Genomic DNA, 21,346 nt, shown 5'->3' on the forward strand with positions numbered 1-21,346 from the left:
ATTTGGAGCAAAAAGTATGAACAGCCGTTTAGGTTCAGTGTTGTTAAGCCTGCTGATGTCTGCATCGGTCATGGCTGGCGAATATAATCTCACGGTTGATCGGGTCGAAATTGACACCGGCGATTTCGTGAAAGACGGCATCGGTTATAACGGTGCATCTCCCGGGCCGGTGATGCGCTTCAAGGAAGGCGAAAACGTCAAGATCAACGTGACCAACAACCTGGATGAGATGACTTCCATTCACTGGCACGGCCTGATCCTTCCTTTTGATCAGGACGGTGTGCCTGGTATCAGCTTTCCAGGCATCAAGCCGGGTGAAACCTTCACCTACGAATTTCCCATCCAGCAGGCTGGTACTTATTGGTTTCACAGCCACTCCGGTTTTCAGGAGCCGGATGGCGCCTACGGTTCCATCGTTATCGAACCTGAGGGACGTGAACCGTTCCGCTACGATCGTGAATACGTGGTACAGCTGACTGATAAGCACCCCCATTCCGGTGACCGCATCATGCGCAACCTGAAAATGATGCCGGACTACTACAACCGCGAGCAGCAAACTGTGGGTGAGTTTTTCTCGGATGTGTCAAAGAATGGGCTGATGAATACGGTCCGAGACCGGATGGCCTGGGGCGACATGCGCATGATGAAAGCTGACGTTGAGGACCTGCAAGGCTTTACGGGCCTGATCAACGGTAAGGGGCCGGACCAGAACTGGACTGGGCTTTTTGAACCGGGCGAACGCATTCGGCTGCGTTTCATCAACTCCTCGGCGATGACTTACTTTGATATCCGGATCCCCGGTCTGGACATGACCGTTGTGCAGGCTGATGGCAACAACGTTCAGCCGGTTAGTGTGGACGAGTTCCGGATCGGTGTGGCGGAAACCTACGATGTGATCGTCCGCCCGAAAGGTGAGCAGGCCTACACCATCTTCGCCGAATCCATGGGGCGTTCGGGCTATGCCAGAGCGACACTGGCCCCAGAAGAGGGTATGGAAGCGTTAGTGCCGCAACTGCGTGAACCGGCCCGCCTGACTATGGCTGATATGGGCGGTATGTCCGGTATGGACCATGGCGACATGGATATGAATAGCTCAGAAGGGATGTCCGGAATGGATCATTCTTCGATGGAGGGAATGGATCACGCAAACATGAGCAACATGGACCACTCAAATATGAAAGGAATGGATCATTCGGGCACGTCCGGCATGGACCATGGTTCCATGGCGATGGGAAAAGAAGGTCCAAGCGACCCCTTCTATGCGAAGGGAAGTGGCCTCGTCCCCACGGCAGCCAATGGCGGCAAGTTCCTGTCCTACGCTGACCTCAAGGCCCAAGATCCACTGTATGAAGACCGCGAACCGACTCGAGAAATAGAGCTTCGTTTGACCGGCAATATGGAGCGGTACACCTGGAGTATCAATGGCGTTAAGTACGAAGATGCCGATCCGATCCGCCTGAAATATGGTGAGCGGGTCCGCTTCAAGTTTGTCAACGAAACCATGATGACTCACCCCATGCACTTGCACGGTATGTGGTCCATTCTAGATGTTGGCGCAGACCAGTGGAATCCGATCAAACACACGGTCAGTGTGCAGCCAGGCACCACGGTTTACATGGAAACCGAGGTCGACGCGCCCGGTCAGTGGGCGTTCCACTGTCACCTGTCCTATCACGCGGCCGCTGGTATGTTCCGCAAGGTCATTGTTGAAGGTGGGCCAGAGTCGACGCAGGCCAAAACAGACGTGATTGCCAAAGATGGAGGTGAGGTATGAGCTGTATTCGATCAATTGTCGCAGTCAGCTTCCTTGCCTCTATTGGTGTCTCAACGGCGGTGACAGCTCAGGAAATGATCTCCGACACCACCGCTCGTAAACAGCCGCTCACAACCTGGGGTGTTCAACTCGAGGAGTTTGAATACCGCTACAGCGACGATGACGAGGAACTGGGCGTCTGGAATGCGGATGCTTTCTATGGCACCGACGAGTTCAAAGTCCGGTTGCTCACAACCGGGGAGTACGAGATAGAGGAGCAGGCCTACGAAACACTGGAAAACCAGCTGGTCGGCCAGATCCCCATCTCCAAGTTCTTCGACGCCAAAGCGGGCGTACGTTTCGATACGCCCGAGGGGCCGGACCGTACATATGCCGTTCTCGGTGTAGCCGGGCTGGCTCCCCAATGGTTTGAGATCGATGCAAACCTGTATGTCAGTAAGGATGGCGATACGTCAGCCGAACTGGATGCAGAGTACGAGCTGCTTCTCACCAACTACTGGATTCTGGCGGCAACGCTGGATGCCACGGTTGCGTTTAGCGAGGACCGGGAAATTGGCGTTGGTAAAGGACTGGTTTCTACCGAAACCGGACTCAGGTTGAGCTATGATCTGATCGACCGTGCGTTCTCGCCTTATGTGGGCGTGGTGCATGAGCGCAAATACGGCGATAGTGCCGACTTTGCCGAAGCGGACGGCGGCAGTACAGCAGATTGGTTTGCTGTGATTGGAGCGCGCATCGCACTCTGATCAGGTACTTAGGGGCTAAAGATATTTCTTTGGCCCGTTTTTCTCGACATTGATGCAAGTGAGATCTACCCAAGCCAGCATTGGCTATTTATTGAGTATCAAACGCCGTTCAAAACAACAGGAGGTTGTATGAGCAGCACGCACGACAGAACCACGCGCTATCAGAAAGGCAGTCTTACACTTCCGGGAACTGTTATGCTGGGCACCGGTGTCATGATTGGCGCCGGTATCTTCGCCCTTACCGGGCAGATGGCGCAGATGACTGGCGTTCTTTTCCCGTTGGCGTTTCTGGCCGCGGCGGTAATCGTAAGCTTCAGTGCCTATTCCTACATCAAAATTTCCAATGCCTACCCGTCAGCCGGGGGCATAGGCATGTACCTGCACAAAGCCTATGGCAATCGGTTACCGACGGCTTTCAATGCTTTGCTGATGTATTTCTCGATGGTGATTGCCCAGAGCTTTCTTGCGCGAACCTTCGGTTCTTACACCATGCAACTGTTCGATGGCGATGAAAGTGGCCGCATGGTGCCCATTCTTGGCGTCTCACTAATTCTGGCCGCGTTTCTGATCAATCTGTTGGGCAACCGAATGATTCAGGGCGTGGCTTCCTTTATAGGTATCCTGAAGATCGGAGGCATTCTGGTTTTCGGGCTGGTGGGTATCTGGATTGCCGACAGTGTTTCTGTTGATTTCTCTAGCCCCGGTGAGGCTGGAACCTTTGGCAATTTCCTGGGGGCAACGGCCCTTGGCATTCTGGCCTTCAAAGGTTTTACCACCATCACCAACAGCGGCTCGGAAGTCATAGACCCCAAGAGAAACGTGGGGCGAGCGATTATTATTTCCATCGCAGCCTGCGTGGTGATCTACACCCTGGTCGGTTTCGCCGTTGCCAGTAACCTGTCCCTGGCGGAAATCATCAAAACGCAGGACTACTCTCTGGCGGCCGCTGCGCGTCCCGCATTGGGCGACTACGGCGTCTGGTTTACCGTCGCCATTGCGATGATGGCCACCGCCGGTGGCATTCTGGCCAGTATTTTCGCCGTCTCACGCATGTTGGCCATGCTGACTGAAATGAAGCTGGTCCCCCACAGTCATTTCGGCATGCCCGGTAGCATCCAGAAGCACACGCTGGTTTATACCGTGGTGCTTGGGCTTATCCTCACGGCCTTCTTCGACCTGTCCCGAATTGCAGCGCTGGGCATCATTTTTTACCTGATCATGGACATTGCTATCCATTGGGGCGTTCTGCGCTATTTACGGGAGGATGTGAAGGCCAATGTGTGGGTGCCCACGGTGGCAATTGTTCTGGATTTGCTCGCTCTTGGTGGCTTCGTTTGGGTCAAACTGAATACTGACCTGTTTGTTATTGGCGTGGCGGTTGTCACCATGATTGTTATCGCAGTGGCCGAGCAACTGTTCCTGAAAAAGGCCACAGAAGCCGAAGAAGCGGGACACAAAGAATCTCATGCTCATCATCACTAATCACCAGAACTCGATAGGGAGGGATCGGCCATGACGGCTGAGCACACGGTCAAAGATCCTGTTTGCGGCATGTCGGTGAATCCACACTCGGCGGAACATCGCAGCGAGCATGGCGGGAAAACCTGGTATTTCTGTTCTTCGGGGTGCAAATCGAAGTTTGACGGCGACCCGGGACACTACCTCAGTGGAGAACAGAAACAGGACGAACCCGTGGCTCCGGGCACCATGTACACCTGCCCGATGCATCCGGAAATTCGCCAGCAGGGCCCCGGAGATTGCCCTATCTGTGGTATGGCCCTGGAGCCCGAGCAGGTAAGTCTGGATGACGGGCCCTCGGCAGAGCTCAAAGACATGACCCGTCGATTTTGGATTGGCCTGGTGCTGGCCCTGCCGGTATTGGTGCTGGAAATGGGCGGACATCTCACCGGCCTTGACCAGATCGTTGCCCCACAAATGTCCAACTGGATTCAACTGGTGTTGGCGACGCCAGTAGTGGCCTGGTGTGGCTGGCCTTTCTTTGTCAGAGGCTGGAAGTCCGTCGTCAGCCGCAATCTGAACATGTTCACGCTCATTGCCATTGGTACTGGCGTGGCGCTGATCTACAGCCTGGTGGCGACACTGGCGCCCCAGATTTTCCCCGACGCCTTTCGGCAGGAAGACGGTTCTGTCGCCGTCTACTTCGAGGCGGCTGCGGTCATCGTGGTGCTGGTTCTGTTAGGCCAGGTGCTTGAACTGCGGGCCCGGGAGAAAACCTCGGGCGCGATCAAGGCGCTGCTGGATCTGGCACCGGCGACGGCCCGAAAGCTGGATGACCAGGGCGACGAGTCCGATGTGTCGCTGGATCAGGTCAAGGTGGGTGATCGCCTGCGAGTGCGCCCGGGGGACAAGGTGCCGCTGGACGGTGAGTTACTTGAAGGCAGCTCCAACGTGGATGAGTCCATGGTGACCGGTGAGCCTCTTGCAGTCAGCAAAAAGTCTGGCGACCAAGTGATTGGCGGCAGTATTAACCAACAGGGCAGCTTTATCATGCGGGCCGACAAGGTTGGCCGGGACACCATGCTTTCCCAAATCGTGCAGATGGTGGCCAGCGCCCAACGCAGCCGCGCACCGATCCAGGGGCTTGCCGATAAGGTGGCGAGCTGGTTTGTGCCCACCGTGATCCTAATTGCCATTGTTGCCTTTATAGCCTGGTCATTCCTTGGGCCGACACCGCCCATGGCGTTCGGGCTGATTGCGGCGGTCAGTGTTCTGATCATTGCCTGCCCTTGCGCACTGGGTCTGGCAACGCCGATGTCGATCATGGTAGGTGTTGGCCGCGGCGCCCAAAGTGGTGTGCTGATCCGCGATGCGGAAGCCCTTGAACGCATGGAAAAGGTAGATACGGTGGTAGTGGATAAGACCGGCACGTTGACAGAGGGGCAGCCACAAATCACCCGAATTGTTACAGCGAATGGGTACGATGACGATGCTTTGATGCGTTTTGCGGGCGGACTCGAGAAAGGCAGTGAGCATCCACTGGCCCACGCCATTCTGGACAAAGCCAAGGGCATGGAGCTGAAGCTGCCGGATGCGGAAGACTTCGATTCTCCCAACGGTAAAGGGGTAACAGGAAAAATCGACGGCAAGCGGGTGCTGCTTGGTAATCGTCTTCTCATGGAGTCGGAGAATGTCGACACCACTAGATTTGACAGCGATGCCGACGAGCATCGCAAAGATGGTGCTACCGTGATTTTTGCCGCCGTCGATGGAAAAATCGCTGGGCTGTTGGCCATCTCCGATCCCATCAAGAGAACGACCCACGCTGCTATTGTCGCGCTGCAAAAAGACGGCATTCGAGTGGTCATGCTGACTGGCGATAACTACACCTCGGCCGAGGCGGTTGCTCGCAAATTGCATATCGATGAAGTGGAAGCGGAGGTACTGCCGGAAGATAAGGGCAAGATCGTCCAGCGTCTGAAAGATGAAGGGGGTGTTGTCGTGATGGCGGGTGATGGCGTTAACGACGCGCCTGCATTGGCAACGGCGGACGTGGGGGTGGCCATGGGCACCGGCACAGATGTGGCCATCGAAAGCGCGGGCATTACGCTGCTGCGCGGCGACTTGATGGGTATTGTAGAAGCGCGTCGTCTGTCGCTGGCGACCATGCGCAATATCCGACAGAACCTGTTCTTTGCTTTTGTGTACAACTCCGCGGGCGTTCCGATTGCGGCGGGGGTTTTGTACCCGTTCTTCGGGATACTGCTTTCACCGATCTTCGCGGCTGCTGCAATGTCGCTGTCGTCTTTCAGCGTGATTGTGAATGCATTGCGCCTGCGAGTTATCAAGCTTGGCCCTAAGTAATAATCGCTGGTGCCGTACACTATTGATCGAACCATAGAAGATGCTGATTTTGAGGCGGTTGACAAACGAGCGCGTCAGTCTCTCACGGATAACTGCTTCGGGGTGCTGATCGAAATCGACGTCAAAACCACGATGAAGGAGAAGCTGGGCACGGAAATACCTGCCTACCGGATCTTTGGGCATGCAATCCTAGGCCATCGGCGTGGAGCCTCGAGTAGGGGCTATTTTGCCATAGCTGGCGCCTTAAGCGACTTCATCCGTGATCTGTTGACCGTGATCAAGTTCCACGGGGTTTGCTCAGCCCGTTCAACTTTAATCCAACTCATTGTGATTAACTCTCTAGGTGTGTAAAGCCAACAGGTTGCTTATAACAGGAAGTCTGCTGATGCGCGGTCGCAGATAACGGCTTTGCAATCGCTTGAGAAGCAACTCGTTTCCCTGAGAGCGAGGTGCAACGATGGCCGTGAAGTTGATGCTTGCGGGGTTCTTGCTGGCATCAGCGAGGGCATCTTACAACCGCAATAGATCAAAGTGTCGATTTTATAGTTCTTAACCACGCCGCCACCTGTCGACATAAGCCTCGGTACCCAGCATGCCAACAGGCGCCTGGAATGGCATCGAGAGACACTTTCACGCTTCATCAAGTAATGCTATTGAAGGCTGTGGCGTAGAGAAGAGCATGCCAGAGGGAGCAGAGCTGGTGATCAATAGTTATATAGCTCGATATTAAACGTTGACATGGGGGTTACCCCAAGGTTTATGTTGCCTACAGCACATCACTTCGGACTATGCTGACACCATATGTTTATTGCCCGGTTATTCATTAGCTGCCTATTTCTGCTTAGCATCTCCTTGTACGGGATGGCAGCGGTGCAATTGGTGCAGCCTTGCCCCATGGAACAGACCATGATGCAGGCAGACATGGATGACCGTTGCAGCATGATGTCCGCCATGCCACAAAACGATTGTTGTCTGGATGGTCAATCCAGCACGCACAGTGGCCCGGTTTGCAAGCCTGGTCAGGAGTGCCATGCTGGGCAGCTCTCGATCATGAATACGCCACCGGCGAATTCTTTTCAGGCAGCAAATCCGGCTGCCCCTCATTTTTCTGACCCTCTCTATCTCCCCCTTGCCTTATCTACCATCTGGCGACCGCCACTAGCACTTTCTCACTGATCTTTTCGGGGTCCGGCCTGGTCTGGGCCCACTGAGGGCGCGTTGCGCGCCATGATCCGTGTTGGAGTGACACATGTATTGGATATTTCTGAGCGCCGGCCGGTATCGGCGCGCACTCGGCTGGCTAGCGCCCTCCCTGCTGCTAGCTAGTGTCCAGGCGTTTGGGGCAGAAGGCCTGACTTTTAATCAGGCGCTACAGCTCGCCTTACGTCAATCACCGGAACTGCGGGCGGAATCGGCCCGCGTCGAGGCCGCTCAGCAGGCAGAAGGGCCTGCCGATGCTTTGCCTGATCCCACCCTGATTCTTGGCCTCGACAATGTACCTGTGGATGGTGCCGATCGTTACAGCCTGTCGAGTGATTTCATGACCATGCAGCGTATTGGTGTAACCCAGCGTTTCCCCAATCGCAGCAAACGCACAGCAAGGGCAGAAGGTGCCAGACAGCAAATCGGCTTAGCGGAGGCCACGAAAGAGGCGACTCGTCTGGCCGTGCTGCGTCAGACCGCTCAAGCCTGGATCGAGCTCCACACTCTGGATCGTCAACTAGTCCTGCTGGAAGAACTCATTGCTGAAAATCGTTTGTTCGACAAGGCAGTGCGTGCCCGACTTTCATCGGGTCAAGGAAAGGCTATTGATAGCGTGGCACCCAGGCAGGAAGCCGTGACATTACTGGATCGGCGAGATGCTCTTCTGGCCAGGCAACGCCAGGCTAAGGCTCGTTTAATACGCTGGCTGGGGGAAGCCGGCCGGCAATCACCGGCTGGCCAAGCACCTGATTTCGCCATCAATGCTGAACAGTTACTGAATAGCCTGCATAAGCACCCTGAACTTGAGATAGCGTCGCGTCAGGCTTCTGTCGCCCAGGCTAACGCGGACGAGGCTCGTGCCGCCAAGAAGCCGGACTGGGCTTTAACTCTGGCTTATATGAATCGTGAAGAATTCAGTGACATGGCGATGCTACAGGTCAATGTGGACCTGCCATTGTTCAGCCGGTCGCGCCAAGGGCCTCGCATTGCCTCGGCGGAAGCTGAGTGGCAAGCACTGGTATCTCGTGCAGAGGCGGTACGTCGTGAACATGAAGCGATGCTGCAGAGCGATCTGGCCGAATATGAACGCCAGGAACGCACGCTGGCCCGGCAACGGGAGCAACTGGTGCCTCTCGCAAAAGAGAAAGTGGGATTGGCTAGGGCAGCTTGGCGCGGCGGTGATGGCAGTTTGGCCGATCTTGTACGGGCACGTAGCGAATGGCTGGACGCCAAACTGAAAGAAATTGATCTCAGCGGGCAGTATGACCAGCAGGCAGCCGCCCTCCATTTTACCTACGACCACCACGGCATGGTGGGCGAGGAGCAAGATGATGAACATTAAACGCAATGCCTTGATCGGTTTGGCTGCCTCGCTGTTGTTGCTAGCCGGAATATATTTGGGCCGTTACGTCACCCCTTCGCAGAGCAGTATATCGATGGCGATGGACAGCAGTGAAACCAACAGCAAAGCGGATGAAAAGGAAGTGCTGTACTGGTATGACCCTATGTATCCCCAGCAGCACTTTGACGAGCCCGGGCCCTCACCTTTCATGGATATGGAGTTGGTGCCCCGTTATGCCAATGGTGGTGATGATGGCGATCAGCCAACGGTCCGTATTGATGCAGCCATGGTACAAAATCTGGGAATTCGCAGTGCCTCGGTGGTCGTGGCTCAGTCACAATCTCAGCTTGATGTCACGGGGTTGATTGCTTACAACGACCGCGCCCTGACACGCCTGCAAAGCCCCGCGCCTTCCTTCGTAGACAAGGTCTGGCCTCTGGCTGAGGGCGACACCATCTCCAGTGGTCAGCCGCTGATGCAATTGAGAGTTCCGGCCTGGACTGGAGCTCAGCATGAATGGCTGGCCGTGCTCGGCAGCGGCAACAACGAACTGATCGTCGCCGGGCGGGAGCGCCTGTTGTCATTGGGCATGCCTGCATCCCTGATCCGGAGTATTGAACGCCAACGTAAACCGCTGGAAACCTGGACGGTGACAGCTCCGCATGATGGCGTGATACGCAGTCTCAATGCTCGTGCTGGCATGACGCTGTCGGCCGGTGCTCCCGTGGCGGAGATTCAGTCACTCAACCCCGTGTGGGTGGAGATAGCAGTCCCGGAACGCCAATTGGGGCAAGTCAGTAGTGGTAACGCTGTTGACGTGACCGTTCAAGGAGTGAAGCCAGCACTGCGTGAGGGGCAAGTTGCCGACATTCTGCCTCTGGTGGATCAGTCCAGCCGAACTGTGCCGGTGCGAGTGACCTTGTCCAATGACGAGGGTGATCTGCGTCCGGGCATGAGCGCTCAGGTACGCATTCATGGCGAAGCCACACAGAAAGCATTGGCCGTACCAACCGCAGCCTTATTGCATACAGGAAAGCGCAGCCTGGTGATGCTTGATGAGGGGGAGGGTCGATATCGTCCGCAGGCAGTGTTGCCGGGGGGCGAGCTGGGAGACCAAACGCTGATCCTGGCAGGGCTGAAGGAAGACCAGAAGGTGGTTGTCAGTGGTCAGTTCCTGCTCGATTCCGAAGCCAGCCTGCAAGGCATTGCCGTTCAGGAGCTGGCTATGTCAGATGAGACGGAAATGATGAACGCACTGCACTATGCCGAAGGTGTTGTCGAGCAACTGAATGGCAGCAAAATAATGCTGGACCATGGCCCTTTCAAGAGCTTGTCCATGCCTGCCATGACCATGCGTTTTAACCTGGCGAATGAACAAGTAGGCAAAGGGATATCGGTAGGTGATCGCGTGCGCATTGGCATTCGTGATACAGACAAAGGGTTGATTGTGGAGCGCCTAGAAAAGCAGGTGGCGGAACAAAAAGACACCCAAGTGAATTCGTTGCATTACGCCGAGGGGGTTATCGAGGGGCTATCCGACGGCAAGGTCAAGCTTAAACACGGTCCTTTTAAGACGCTCGGTATGCCTGGCATGACCATGCGCTTTCGTCTTGCCAGCGAACAGGTGGCCAGCGATATAGCAGTGGGCGATCGTGTGCGCGTCGGCGTCAAAGATACCGATAATGGCTTGACTGTGGTGTCTCTCGACAAACAGGAGGTTGCACCATGATCGCTACCCTGATTCGCTGGTCGTTGGCTAACCGATTTTTGGTGCTGCTGGCGACGCTGTTCATGAGTGCGTGGGGAATCTGGTCTATCAACAATACCCCCGTAGATGCTTTACCGGATCTGTCCGATGTACAGGTGATTATCCGCACCAGTTACCCAGGTCAGGCACCGCAGCTGGTGGAAAAACAGGTTACCTATCCACTTGCCACCACCATGCTGGCCGTGCCAGGTGCGCGCACAGTACGTGGTTACTCGTTCTTCGGTGATAGTTATGTTTACGTGTTGTTTGAAGATGGTACCGACTTGTATTGGGCACGCTCACGGGTGTTGGAATACCTTAGTCAGGTCCAGTCTGAATTGCCGCGTACAGCACGACCATCACTTGGGCCAGACGCTACCGGTGTCGGCTGGATTTATCAGTACGCATTGATCGATCGCACCGGCCAGCATGATCTATCGCAGCTAACCTCGATACAGGACTGGTTTCTAAAATACGAGCTGCAGACTCTGCCTGACGTTGCAGAAGTGGCAACCATAGGCGGCATGGTACGTGAGTATCAGGTAGTCCCTGACCCGGTCAAACTCGCCAGCCATGGGATCAGTCATCAACAAGTACGCAAGGCGATAGAACAAGCTAACCAGGAAACCGGGGGAGCAGTGCTGACGCTGGGCGAAGCGGAGTTCATGGTGCGCTCCAGTGGCTACCTTCAGCCACTCGAGGATTTCCGAAAAATCCCACTAAAACTGGTTGATGGAGTGCCAGTACAGCTTGGAGATGTGGCGCAGATTCGCCTTGGTCCGGAGATGCGGCGTGGTATTGCCGAGCTGGACGGTGAAGGGGAAGTCGTCGGCGGGGTCGTCATTCTGCGTTCAGGCAAGAACGCCCGCGCCGTGCTATCTGCCGTGCATGAGCGACTTGAGACACTGCGGGAAAGCTTGCCGGAAGGGGTTGAGATCGTCACCACCTATGATCGAAGTGAGCTGATTGATCGAGCGGTAACAAACCTCAGTTACAAATTGATTGAAGAGTTCATTGTAGTTGCACTGGTGTGCGTATTGTTTCTTGGCCATTTGCGTTCGTCACTGGTGGCCATCATTTCCCTACCGCTGGGAATCCTTGCTGCCTTTATTGTGATGCGTTACCAGGGCATCAATGCCAATATCATGTCGCTTGGCGGCATTGCTATCGCTATCGGCGCTATGGTGGATGCAGCAGTGGTGTTAATCGAGAACGCTCACAAGAAAATTGAGATTTGGCATCGGGATAACCCAGGGCAATCTCTGACTGGTAATGCGCATTGGCGAGTCATAGAGCAAGCAGCTGTCGAAGTGGGGCCAGCGCTGTTCTTCTCGTTGCTAATTATTACCTTGTCGTTTATTCCTGTCTTTACCTTGGAAGCACAGGAAGGGCGGCTATTTGGCCCACTGGCATTTACCAAAACCTGGGCTATGGCGGCGGCAGCCGGCCTATCGGTGACATTGGTTCCACTGTTAATGGGGTACTGGATTCGGGGAAAGATACCTTCCGAGGAAAGTAATCCAATCAGTCGCTTTTTGATTAGTTGTTATCAACCCGTACTAGAGCGAGTCTTGGCGTGGCCGAAAACCACCTTGCTGGTTGCCGGTTTAGTTTTTGTTACCGCCTTTTGGCCGCTAAGTCAGCTTGGTGGTGAATTTTTGCCACCGCTGGATGAGGGCGATTTGCTGTATATGCCAAGTGCCTTACCAGGCTTGTCAGCACAAAAAGCTACCGAGCTTCTACAGCAGACCGATAGGTTGATCAAAACGGTGCCTGAGGTGGAGCAGGTGTTCGGCAAGGCGGGGCGTGCGCGGACAGCGACTGACCCTGCACCATTGACGATGTTTGAAACCACCATCCGTTTCAAACCCAAGGACCAATGGCGTGAAGGCATGACAACGGAGAAGCTTGTCGAGGAGCTGGACCGTATTGTACGCGTGCCTGGACTGGCAAATATCTGGATTCCTCCGATACGCAATCGTATCGACATGCTTGCCACTGGCATCAAGAGCCCAATTGGCATCAAAGTAGCGGGTAATGACCTAGAGATCATTGACCAGGTGAGTCGTCAAATCGAACAGGTAGCCAAACAAGTACCCGGTGTTTCCTCAGCATTGGCTGAACGGTTGACTGGTGGTCGTTATGTGGATATCGATATTCGGCGTGGCATTGCGGCTCAGTATGGCCTCAACATCGCGGATATTCAGTCGGTTGTCAGTGGTTTGATTGGTGGTGAAAACATCGGTGAGACAGTGGAAGGGCTGGAGCGTTACCCGATCAGCCTTCGATATCCTCGCGAGTGGCGCGACACGGTGCATCGCTTACGCGATTTGCCCATAGTCACTCCCGAAGGAAAACAAATTACCCTCGGAACCGTGGCGGATATCAAGATTACCGATGGGCCACCGATGTTAAAAAGTGAGAATGGCCGACTGTCTGGGTGGGTGTATATCGATGTTCGGGGGCGTGACCTAGCCTCGGTAGTGGATGATCTACGTGCCTCAGTGAATGATGGAGTCAGGCTGCCAGAGGGGGTCAGCTTGTCCTTTGCCGGTCAGTTTGAGTTCCTGGAGCGGGCCAATGCGAGACTGAAAGTGGTGGTGCCGGCGACCTTACTGATTATTTTCGTACTGTTATTCCTGACCTTTCACCGTATCGGTGAAGCCTTGCTGATTATGGCTACGTTACCGTTTGCGGTGACCGGCGGTATCTGGTTCTTGTATCTGCTGGACTACAACTTGTCGGTGGCTACTGGTGTCGGCTTCATCGCCCTGGCGGGTGTCGCTGCCGAGTTTGGCGTGATCATGTTGCTGTACCTAAAGCAGGCGTGGCAGGAGAGGCAGGAGCAGGGCCAAAAGGATGAAGCTGCCTTGATGGGTGCTATCCGTGATGGCGCGGTATTACGTGTTCGACCTAAGGCGATGACTGTAGCTGTTATTATTGCCGGTCTTCTTCCGATTTTCTGGGGGGGAGGCACAGGTAGCGAGATCATGAGCCGCATTGCTGCGCCCATGGTAGGAGGGATGGTAACAGCACCTTTGTTATCACTTTTCGTGCTGCCCGCAGCCTATCTGCTGATGCAACGACGCAACAGGAATCCGGGTTAACCAAGCTTAAAGCTTGGGTGGTTGCGATTGTGAATAAGTAAATAGAGCACATAAGGATCGCAATCTTTTGGTCTTGGCACCCTGCTTAGTGTCAGATCAGCACTGATCTGACACTAATAATCGGCGGGGGTTACAGGTGTTAAAGACAAAATTTTTCCGTGTGATGCTGGGAGGGGGGGGGGCTAGCCATACAAAAGCCGATTGACGATCGGTTTTATGTGTGTCAGTCTGATTGCCAGATTGATAATCTCTAAGTGGTCAGGATTCATGCAGCTGGGTGAACTAGAAAAGCAAGTCTTGCAATACTTCTGGAAGGGGCGCACGGCAGACGCAAAATCTGTCTATGCGCATTTCGAGAAGCAGCGCGGAGGTACCTTGAATACTATCCAGAGCACGCTGGATCGATTGTTCAAGAAAGGGCTCCTTTCCCGTGAAAAACAAGGGCATGCCTTTCAATATAGTGCAGCTATGGATCGCCAAGCTTTTATCGCCAAGCTTATCGAAGAAATTGGCGAAGATTACAGTGCGGATCCTGGCAGTACCCTTATTGCAGCTTTCAGCACCTTTTCTGAAAAGTTGTCGGATGATCAGGTTTCGGCCCTGGAAAAGCTGATTGAAGCGCGCCGGGCTGCCGACTCGAAGAGTAGTTGCTGATGATATTCGGCTATCCGGCGTTGTTTCTTCACTTGTTGACGATCCTGATCTTGGGAATGGTCACAGGAACGATGATGGCTAGTCTGCTGGTTCGTCTGGTTGCCAGTCGTCTGCCGCACTATCAATTGGCTATACGAAGAAACCTACTTTGGGTCTTTGCCGTTTTTCCGCTGTTTGCCGGGGTGGCTGCAGCGTTGCTTTCCTACCTCCCTGAGTGGAAGCCTCAAGCGAACCTGTGGCTGGCCGACATTATTCATTGGCATCATGCCTATCTTTTCTCGCCCGCATCCTGGCATGGGGTATTCTTGTTTTTTTGCCTTATTGGGCTGCTGGCCTTGTTTGCTTGGAGGGGCTGGCAAGGGGTGTCCGAAGTTCAGCGTCAGCAACTTCTCGGGCTGCTCAGTGAGTGCAACAAAGATGGACTAGCAGAACTAGACACCCCTGTTCCAATGGCGTTTGTGGCCGGCTTATGGAGTCCCAAGGCCTATATTACTCGAGGCCTTGCCTCCAGAATCAGTGCGAAAGAGCGGCGGGTTATTAGTCTTCATGAACAGGCTCATATTTGTCGCCGCGATCCGTTGGCCAAGTTCGCCTTCTCCCTGTTGACGTGCCTGTATCCCCCCGGTGTACGCCATTTCCTGCAGGCCGAGTTTGAGCTGGCGATTGAACAGTTGGCTGATGAGTGGGTTGTGCAGCGCTATCCCCAGCCTGCAATTATCGCTCAGGCGTTACTCCAGGTGGAGAAAGTCGCCGTAAACGCTCAAGACAGGCAAGCAGATGATGCATATAGCTATTTTGCCCGCCATGCGGTTGAACGGCGTGTTCATCACCTGCTAGGCGTCAGTGAATATCGTGCTTTGCCTGTGGTGACTGTTGTAGTGCTTGCTATTTCTGCAACATTAAGCAGCGCGGCCGGTGTTGACGTGCTCCATCATTTATTCGAAACCCTTTTCCTTCATTGAGAGAGTTCAGATGAGCTGGATTTCTGTTTTTTTTACGCGTAAAAAACCGATTGCCAATCGGTATTTGGCGCACTTGATGCTGCCCATTTTACTGCTGATAGGTCAGACCGCTTTAGTGGAGGATGCGGCGGCAGCCTCGCTGACTCTACAGCAAGCTATTGAGCGCAGCCTCACTCAGCATCCGCAACTGGAAGCCATGTCATTTCGTGCTGGCGCGTCGCAGGCACAAATTAACCAAGCTAAATTAAGAACCGCTACCGAAGTCCAGCTCGAAGTAGAAGATGCGCTCGGTAGCGGTGTCTACGAGGGGGCTGACAGCGCCCAGGCGACCTTGAGTCTGAGCTGGGCTTTGGAAGGTAAACAGATAGATAGTCGGGTCGGCGCCGCTGAAGCGCGCCAGTCTCTGGTTACCATCGAGCTTGAGCGCCAGCGATTTGATGTAGGGGCGCGTACCGCACAAGCATTTCTCACTGCCCTGTCTTACCAGGAACGATTGGCTGTAGCCGAAGGGGCAAGAGACAGTGCGGCCCAATCTCTTGAAGAGATACGTCGCCGTGGTCGGGCAGGGGGGGCATCCCGAGTGGATGTCCTGCGTACAGAGGTGGAATTGCGTCGCCGTGAACTTGATGTGGAAGACCTGGAGCATGAGCTGGCGGTAGCCCGTCAGCAGCTTGCAGCGCAATGGGGTGACAGTGATTCAGCGGACTTTGAGCTCCTCGGACAGCTTCAGACAAATCAGACGCTGGTATCCATGGAGGATCTGAAAGTCAGACTGAAAGACAGCCCTAGAGTCAAAATCTTCCTAACCCGAGCCAGGGTGAATGAATCGGAGATGGCGATAGCCAAGTCTGATGCGCTTGCAAGTTGGCGCTTTTCTGCGGGTGTGCGTCGCTATGAGGCAACAGATGATTTTGGCGTAGTGGCCGGTGTTGCGATTCCTCTGGGTAAAAATCGGCGCAATGAAGTGAGGGTCAGCGAATTGCAGGCTAAACGATCAGTCAATCAAGCCATGGCGATCAGCGAGGAATCGCGTTTAAAAGCCAGGCTGTTTGAGTTGTATCAAGCCTTACAGCACAGCCGGCATCAGACCAGCACCTTGCATGAAGAAATTATTCCTCGGCTAAAGAAGGCGGTGGCTGAGGCAAATAAAGCATATTCGGTTGGCCGTTTTACTTATCTGGAATGGCAATCCGTTAAACAGGAATTGCTGGATGCTCGATTGGCGTTGATCAGTGCGCAGTTGAGCTCCCACGTTAATCTCACAGAAATTGAACGTCTCACCGGAATATCTCTCTCTGCAAACAGTAAGGAGAAAAATTAATGAAAGTAGCAATAAAAAATATTGGTCTGCTGTTAGTGGTTTGTCTATTGGCGATTCTCCCTACTGTTGGTATTGCTGCTGGTGCTGTTGAAAATGAAGAGGCCGAGCCTGATAAGGGACCCAATAACGGTCTGATGCTTCGCGAAGGAAATTTTGTGGTGGAGCTGGCTATCTTTGAGACCGGAGTGCCGCCAGAGTATCGCGCCTGGATAACCGACGATGGTAAGGCAGTGGATCCGGAAGTAGTGGAACTTGAGGTTGTGCTGACACGGCTTGGCGGCGTGCGTGATGAAATCGGTTTTACTGTTCAGGAGTCGTTTTTGCGCGGAGATATGGAAATATATGAGCCTCATTCATTCAAGGTGACGGTAACCGCGCAATATCAGGGGAAGAACTACCAATGGCAGTATGACAGTTTTGAAGGCCGCACAACCATCGATCAAGAAGTCGCTGACTCCATGGGTGTTGTCACGGAAGTCGCTGGTCCCGCTCTCTTGCATGAGACTATTTCTGCCTACGGAAAGCTGAAGCTTCCTCCTTCTGGAAAGCGAGAGCTGCGAGCTCGTTTTACAGGACAGATTGTCCGTGTGCACAAAAAACTTGGTGATACGGTTTCCCGTGGAGATATTCTTTTTACTATCGAAAGTAACGATAGCCTACGGTCTTACTCATTGCGTGCCCCTATGCCCGGTGTGATCGCTTTTATGGATGGGGGGGCTGGTGAGGCGACCGGAGAACGTATCTTGGCCGTCATAGTAGATATCGAGCAAACCCAGGCAGAAGTCGCGGTCTATCCTCTTGACCGCCAGCGGGTAAAAGAGGGTAACCGGGTCATGTTGAAGCAGGCAGGTGGCAAGACGCCGGTGTCTGGCGAGGTGATCTTTATTGAACCTATGGCTGTCTCGGGCCAGTCCCTGAACGTGCTAATAAAACTAGACAAGCTTCCTTTAGGCTGGAAGCCGGGGCAATTTGTGGCTGCTGAAATCGAAGTGGCTAAGCATCCGGTCGACCTTGCTGTGAAACGTATTGGGTTGCAGGGATTCAGGGATTTTACCGTAGTGTTTGCCAAGGTAGGGCAGCAGTATGAGGTGCGCATGCTGGAGCTGGGTCGCCAGGATAAAGAGTGGGTGGAGGTGCTCGGTGGTTTGAAGCCCGGCACCGAATATGTCAGTGAGAACAGCTTCCTTCTCAAGGCCGATGTCGAAAAGTCCGGCGCTTCCCACGATCACTAAAGGCCTGTAGATATGCTAGAAATCATAATTCAACACGCCATCCAGCGCCGCCGTTTGGTGCTGGTGGTTGTCGCTCTTCTGTCTTTTCTTGGATTGTGGAATTTCAGTCGCTTGCCGATTGACGCGGTGCCGGATATCACAAATGTCCAGGTGATGATCAATACTGAGGCGCCGGGATATACCCCGTTGGAAGTTGAGCAGCGGGTTACCTATCCGATTGAAACCACGTTGGCTGGCCTACCTGGGCTCGAATATACCCGCTCGGTCTCCCGTTATGGCTTATCTCAAGTAACAGCAATTTTCAGTGACGACACTGACGTCTACTTTGCTCGACAACTAGTAAGTGAGCGGTTATCAGGTGCCCGTTCAGATCTGCCTATGGGTTTGCAACCAGAGATGGGGCCAATCGCTACCGGGCTGGGTGAGATCTTTATGTTTACGGTGGATGCGGAACCCGGTGCCGTTGATGCACAGGGCAATTCCATTACACCCACGGACCTGCGTTCAGTGCATGATTGGATCATTCGCCCGCAATTGTTGCGTGTGCCCGGTGTTGTTGAGGTGAACCCCATTGGGGGCTATAAGCGGGAAATTTTGGTGGCTCTTGATCCGGGTAGGTTACTTGCAGCCGGTATCAGTCAGCAACAGATCGTAGAGGCTGTGGAGGCCAATAATCAAAATCGTGGTGTGGGATTTGTAGAGCAGAACGGCTCTCAATGGTTGCTGCGGGTGCCGGGTCAAGTTGTCTCACTTGAGGCTCTTTCCAATACCCTTGTGACGGCAGAGGATGGCAGTCGGTTACGACTTAAGGATGTGGCTACGGTAGAAGAGGGGCTGGAGTTACGTTCGGGAGCGGCAACCCAGAATGGCCGCGAAGTGGTAATGAGTACGGTGTTTATGCTGGTCGGTGAAAACAGCCGAACGGTCGCTAGCGCAGTGGGTGAAAAGCTTGAGGAAATCAAGGCTGGCCTACCGGAAGGTATTACCGCCACCGCTGTCTACGACCGCACCGGTCTGGTAGAAAAAACCCTGGAAACTGTACAAAAAAACCTATTGGAAGGGGCGTTGCTGGTCATCGTTATCCTGTTCCTTTTGCTGGGTAATGTTCGTGCAGCGCTTCTAACTGCTGCTGTGATTCCCATTGCCATGTTAATGACCATTACTGGCATGGTACATGCGCGAGTAAGTGCAAATTTGATGAGCCTGGGTGCGCTGGATTTTGGTTTGCTGGTGGATGGTGCAATCATCATCGTGGAGAATTGCCTGCGCCGACTGAGCCAAGCGAAGGGAGCGGGGTCGTCACCAAGTCAGAAAGAGCGTCTGGTTATTGTCTTTACGGCAACCAAAGAGGTGATGCGGCCTGCACTGTTTGGTGTCTTTATCATTACCGCCGTCTATCTTCCGATATTTTCCTTGTCCGGTGTAGAAGGGAAGATGTTTCATCCCATGGCGCTGACAGTGATCATAGCCTTGGCTAGCGCCATGTTGTTGTCAGTAACGTTTGTGCCTGCCTGTGTAGCTTTGCTTTTTCGCAATGGAGTGGAAGAGAAGGAAAATAGAGCCATGATAGGGTTGCGAAATAGCTACCAACGTCTGGTAAAAAAAGCCGTAGATCTGCGTATGGTGGTTGTCCCTTTGGCTGTATTCGTTGTGCTCGGATCAATTTTTATGGCCAGTCGTCTTGGCAGTGAGTTCGTGCCGAATTTGGATGAAGGGGATATTGCTATGCATGCCCTTCGCATCCCTGGAACCTCCCTTGGTCAAGCAATTTCGATGCAGAGAACGCTGGAAGAAAAAATCCGGAAGATGCCTGAAGTGGAGAAAGTTTTCGCCAAAATTGGCACAGCCGATGTGGCAACCGATGCCGTTCCACCCAGTGTTGCGGACAACTTCATTATTCTCAAGCCTAGGGACCAGTGGCCAGATCCAGGGAAATCCAAGGCGCAAGTCGTCGAGGATTTATCTGCCATCGTCGATACTGTTCCGGGTAGTCGTTATGAATTTCTGCAACCGATACAGATGCGCTTTAACGAGCTGCTTGCCGGTGTTCGCGCGGAGCTGGCTATTAAAGTATTCGGTGATGACTTCAAACAGCTTGAGGCAGTGGGAGAGCAGATTGAAAGTGTGGTGTCTGAAATAGACGGGGCTGCGGACATTCAGATGGAGCAAGTAACTGGCCTACCTGTTTTGACGATTACACCTAAGGAGTCAGTGTTATCGTCGTATGGCCTAGATAAGTCAACGCTGCAATCCCAGTTGTCTATAGCATTAGGGGGTGAAGTGGCAGGGCGTTTCTATGAGGGTGATCGTCGAGCCGATATCGTCGTTCGACTGGCTGAAAAATATCGAACCGACATGGAAGGCTTGGGATATCTTCCTATTCAGGTTCCTGGTTTCGGTTCGATTCCCTTGCGCGAGCTGGCTAGTATTGACTTGGTTGATGGATTCAACCAAGTCAACCGTGAAAATGGCAAGCGTAGGGTGGTCGTCACCGCTAATGTGCGTGGCCGAGATCTAGGTTCGTTTGTGGAGGAAATTCGCGAAGCCATCAATGAAACCGTACAGGTGCCGGCAGGTTACTGGGTGGAATACGGCGGCACCTATGAAAAACTGCAATCTGCTAGTCAGCGACTGACGCTGGTTGTGCCACTGACATTGTTGATGATTGTGGCGCTGCTGTATTTTGCACTGGGTTCTATCAAGGATTCACTCGTGATCTTTACTGGTGTGCCGCTAGCGTTGACGGGCGGTGTGCTACTGCTGTTTCTCAGAGATATCCCCTTTTCCATTTCTGCAGCTGTGGGTTTCATCGCGCTCTCGGGTATTGCCATCCTCAATGGGTTGGTAATGGTGTCGTTTATCCGTGAGTTGATGCATGAAGGTGTAACGCTGGATGACGCGATTATTGAAGGCGCGGTGACCAGGTTACGGCCAATTATAACCACCGCACTGGTGGCATCATTGGGTTTTGTGCCGATGGCGCTGAATACGGGTATCGGGTCTGAGGTTCAGCGACCACTGGCGACTGTCGTTATTGGCGGCATTATTTCTTCTACCTTGCTAACGCTATTTGTCCTGCCAGCCCTGTACCGGCTGGTCAATGGGAAGGCAGCGCAGCAAATCAACAACAAGGGAGTTTAGGTTGTGAAATTGAAATACTGGATTGGTCTTCTATCCATTTTGGCAAGCAGCATCGCCATGGGGCATGGCATGTCAGCAGAGGATAAGGCGAGGGCGCTCAATGCCGGTTTCATGGAGTACATTGAGCTTGGAGCGATGCACATGGTCACAGGCTATGACCATTTACTGTTTCTGTTCGGCGTGGTGTTCTTTCTGACCCGCTTCAGTGACATTGTTCGTTTTATAACCGCGTTTACCATTGGCCACTCGATTACTCTGGTGTTTGTGTAAACATCCCTGTTTCAGTTGCACCGTT

13 protein-coding genes and 1 pseudogene are annotated in these 21,346 nt (G+C 53.7%); all 14 read left to right on the forward strand.

The genetic code is table 11. The features are described 5' to 3' along the window. Positions 1-16: 16 nt before the first annotated feature. The 14 genes and pseudogenes from MA04_RS04500 to MA04_RS04565 all read left to right on the forward strand — a co-directional run bounded on the left by MA04_RS04500 (position 17) and on the right by MA04_RS04565 (position 21,321). Positions 17-1,774, forward strand: a complete 1,758-nt coding sequence (locus MA04_RS04500) for a copper resistance system multicopper oxidase (RefSeq protein WP_262459597.1) — start codon at positions 17-19, stop codon at positions 1,772-1,774. After that, positions 1,771-2,520, forward strand: a complete 750-nt coding sequence (locus MA04_RS04505; RefSeq protein WP_262459598.1) for a copper resistance protein B — start codon at positions 1,771-1,773, stop codon at positions 2,518-2,520. The genes MA04_RS04500 and MA04_RS04505 overlap by 4 nt, the downstream gene beginning before the upstream one ends. 129 nt (positions 2,521-2,649) lie before the next feature. Next, positions 2,650-4,002, forward strand: a complete 1,353-nt coding sequence (locus tag MA04_RS04510; protein ID WP_081737601.1) for an APC family permease — start codon at positions 2,650-2,652, stop codon at positions 4,000-4,002. Positions 4,003-4,032: 30 nt separating this feature from the next. Continuing rightward, positions 4,033-6,342 (forward strand): heavy metal translocating P-type ATPase, encoded by a 2,310-nt coding sequence (locus MA04_RS04515; RefSeq protein WP_007151136.1) that lies wholly within the window; start codon positions 4,033-4,035, stop codon positions 6,340-6,342. Positions 6,343-6,732: 390 nt separating this feature from the next. Then, positions 6,733-6,867, forward strand: a pseudogene (locus MA04_RS04520) (Cd(II)/Pb(II)-responsive transcriptional regulator); the annotation flags it as partial. A 724-nt stretch (positions 6,868-7,591) separates the two neighbouring features. Beyond that, entirely contained in the window at positions 7,592-8,887 is a 1,296-nt protein-coding gene (locus MA04_RS04525) for a TolC family protein (protein ID WP_262459599.1), read from the forward strand. Further along, entirely contained in the window at positions 8,874-10,616 is a 1,743-nt protein-coding gene (locus tag MA04_RS04530) for an efflux RND transporter periplasmic adaptor subunit (protein ID WP_231866138.1), read from the forward strand. Before MA04_RS04525 ends, MA04_RS04530 begins: the two co-directional genes overlap by 14 nt. Beyond that, complete coding sequence (locus tag MA04_RS04535) at positions 10,613-13,741, forward strand: efflux RND transporter permease subunit (protein WP_262459600.1); 3,129 nt, start codon at positions 10,613-10,615, stop codon at positions 13,739-13,741. The genes MA04_RS04530 and MA04_RS04535 overlap by 4 nt, the downstream gene beginning before the upstream one ends. A 267-nt stretch (positions 13,742-14,008) precedes the next feature. Further along, positions 14,009-14,395, forward strand: a complete 387-nt coding sequence (locus MA04_RS04540) for a BlaI/MecI/CopY family transcriptional regulator (RefSeq protein ID WP_007149039.1) — start codon at positions 14,009-14,011, stop codon at positions 14,393-14,395. After that, positions 14,395-15,357: a M56 family metallopeptidase gene (locus MA04_RS04545; RefSeq protein WP_262459601.1), complete on the forward strand. Its 963-nt coding sequence runs from the start codon at positions 14,395-14,397 to the stop codon at positions 15,355-15,357. Before MA04_RS04540 ends, MA04_RS04545 begins: the two co-directional genes overlap by 1 nt. 10 nt (positions 15,358-15,367) lie before the next feature. Further along, complete coding sequence (locus MA04_RS04550) at positions 15,368-16,678, forward strand: TolC family protein (RefSeq protein WP_262459602.1); 1,311 nt, start codon at positions 15,368-15,370, stop codon at positions 16,676-16,678. Beyond that, a complete protein-coding gene (locus MA04_RS04555; protein WP_262459603.1) occupies positions 16,678-17,910 on the forward strand; it encodes an efflux RND transporter periplasmic adaptor subunit in 1,233 nt (410 codons plus the stop codon). Before MA04_RS04550 ends, MA04_RS04555 begins: the two co-directional genes overlap by 1 nt. Positions 17,911-17,922: 12 nt before the next feature. After that, the gene (locus MA04_RS04560) at positions 17,923-21,051 is read left to right on the forward strand and encodes an efflux RND transporter permease subunit (protein WP_262459604.1); all 3,129 of its coding nucleotides are present in this window, start codon (positions 17,923-17,925) and stop codon (positions 21,049-21,051) included. Between the two features lie 3 nt (positions 21,052-21,054). After that, complete coding sequence (locus MA04_RS04565; protein ID WP_262459605.1) at positions 21,055-21,321, forward strand: HupE/UreJ family protein; 267 nt, start codon at positions 21,055-21,057, stop codon at positions 21,319-21,321. Positions 21,322-21,346: the final 25 nt, after the last annotated feature.

The organism is Alloalcanivorax balearicus MACL04, from assembly GCF_025532145.1.
GTDB lineage: Bacteria > Pseudomonadota > Gammaproteobacteria > Pseudomonadales > Alcanivoracaceae > Alloalcanivorax > Alloalcanivorax balearicus.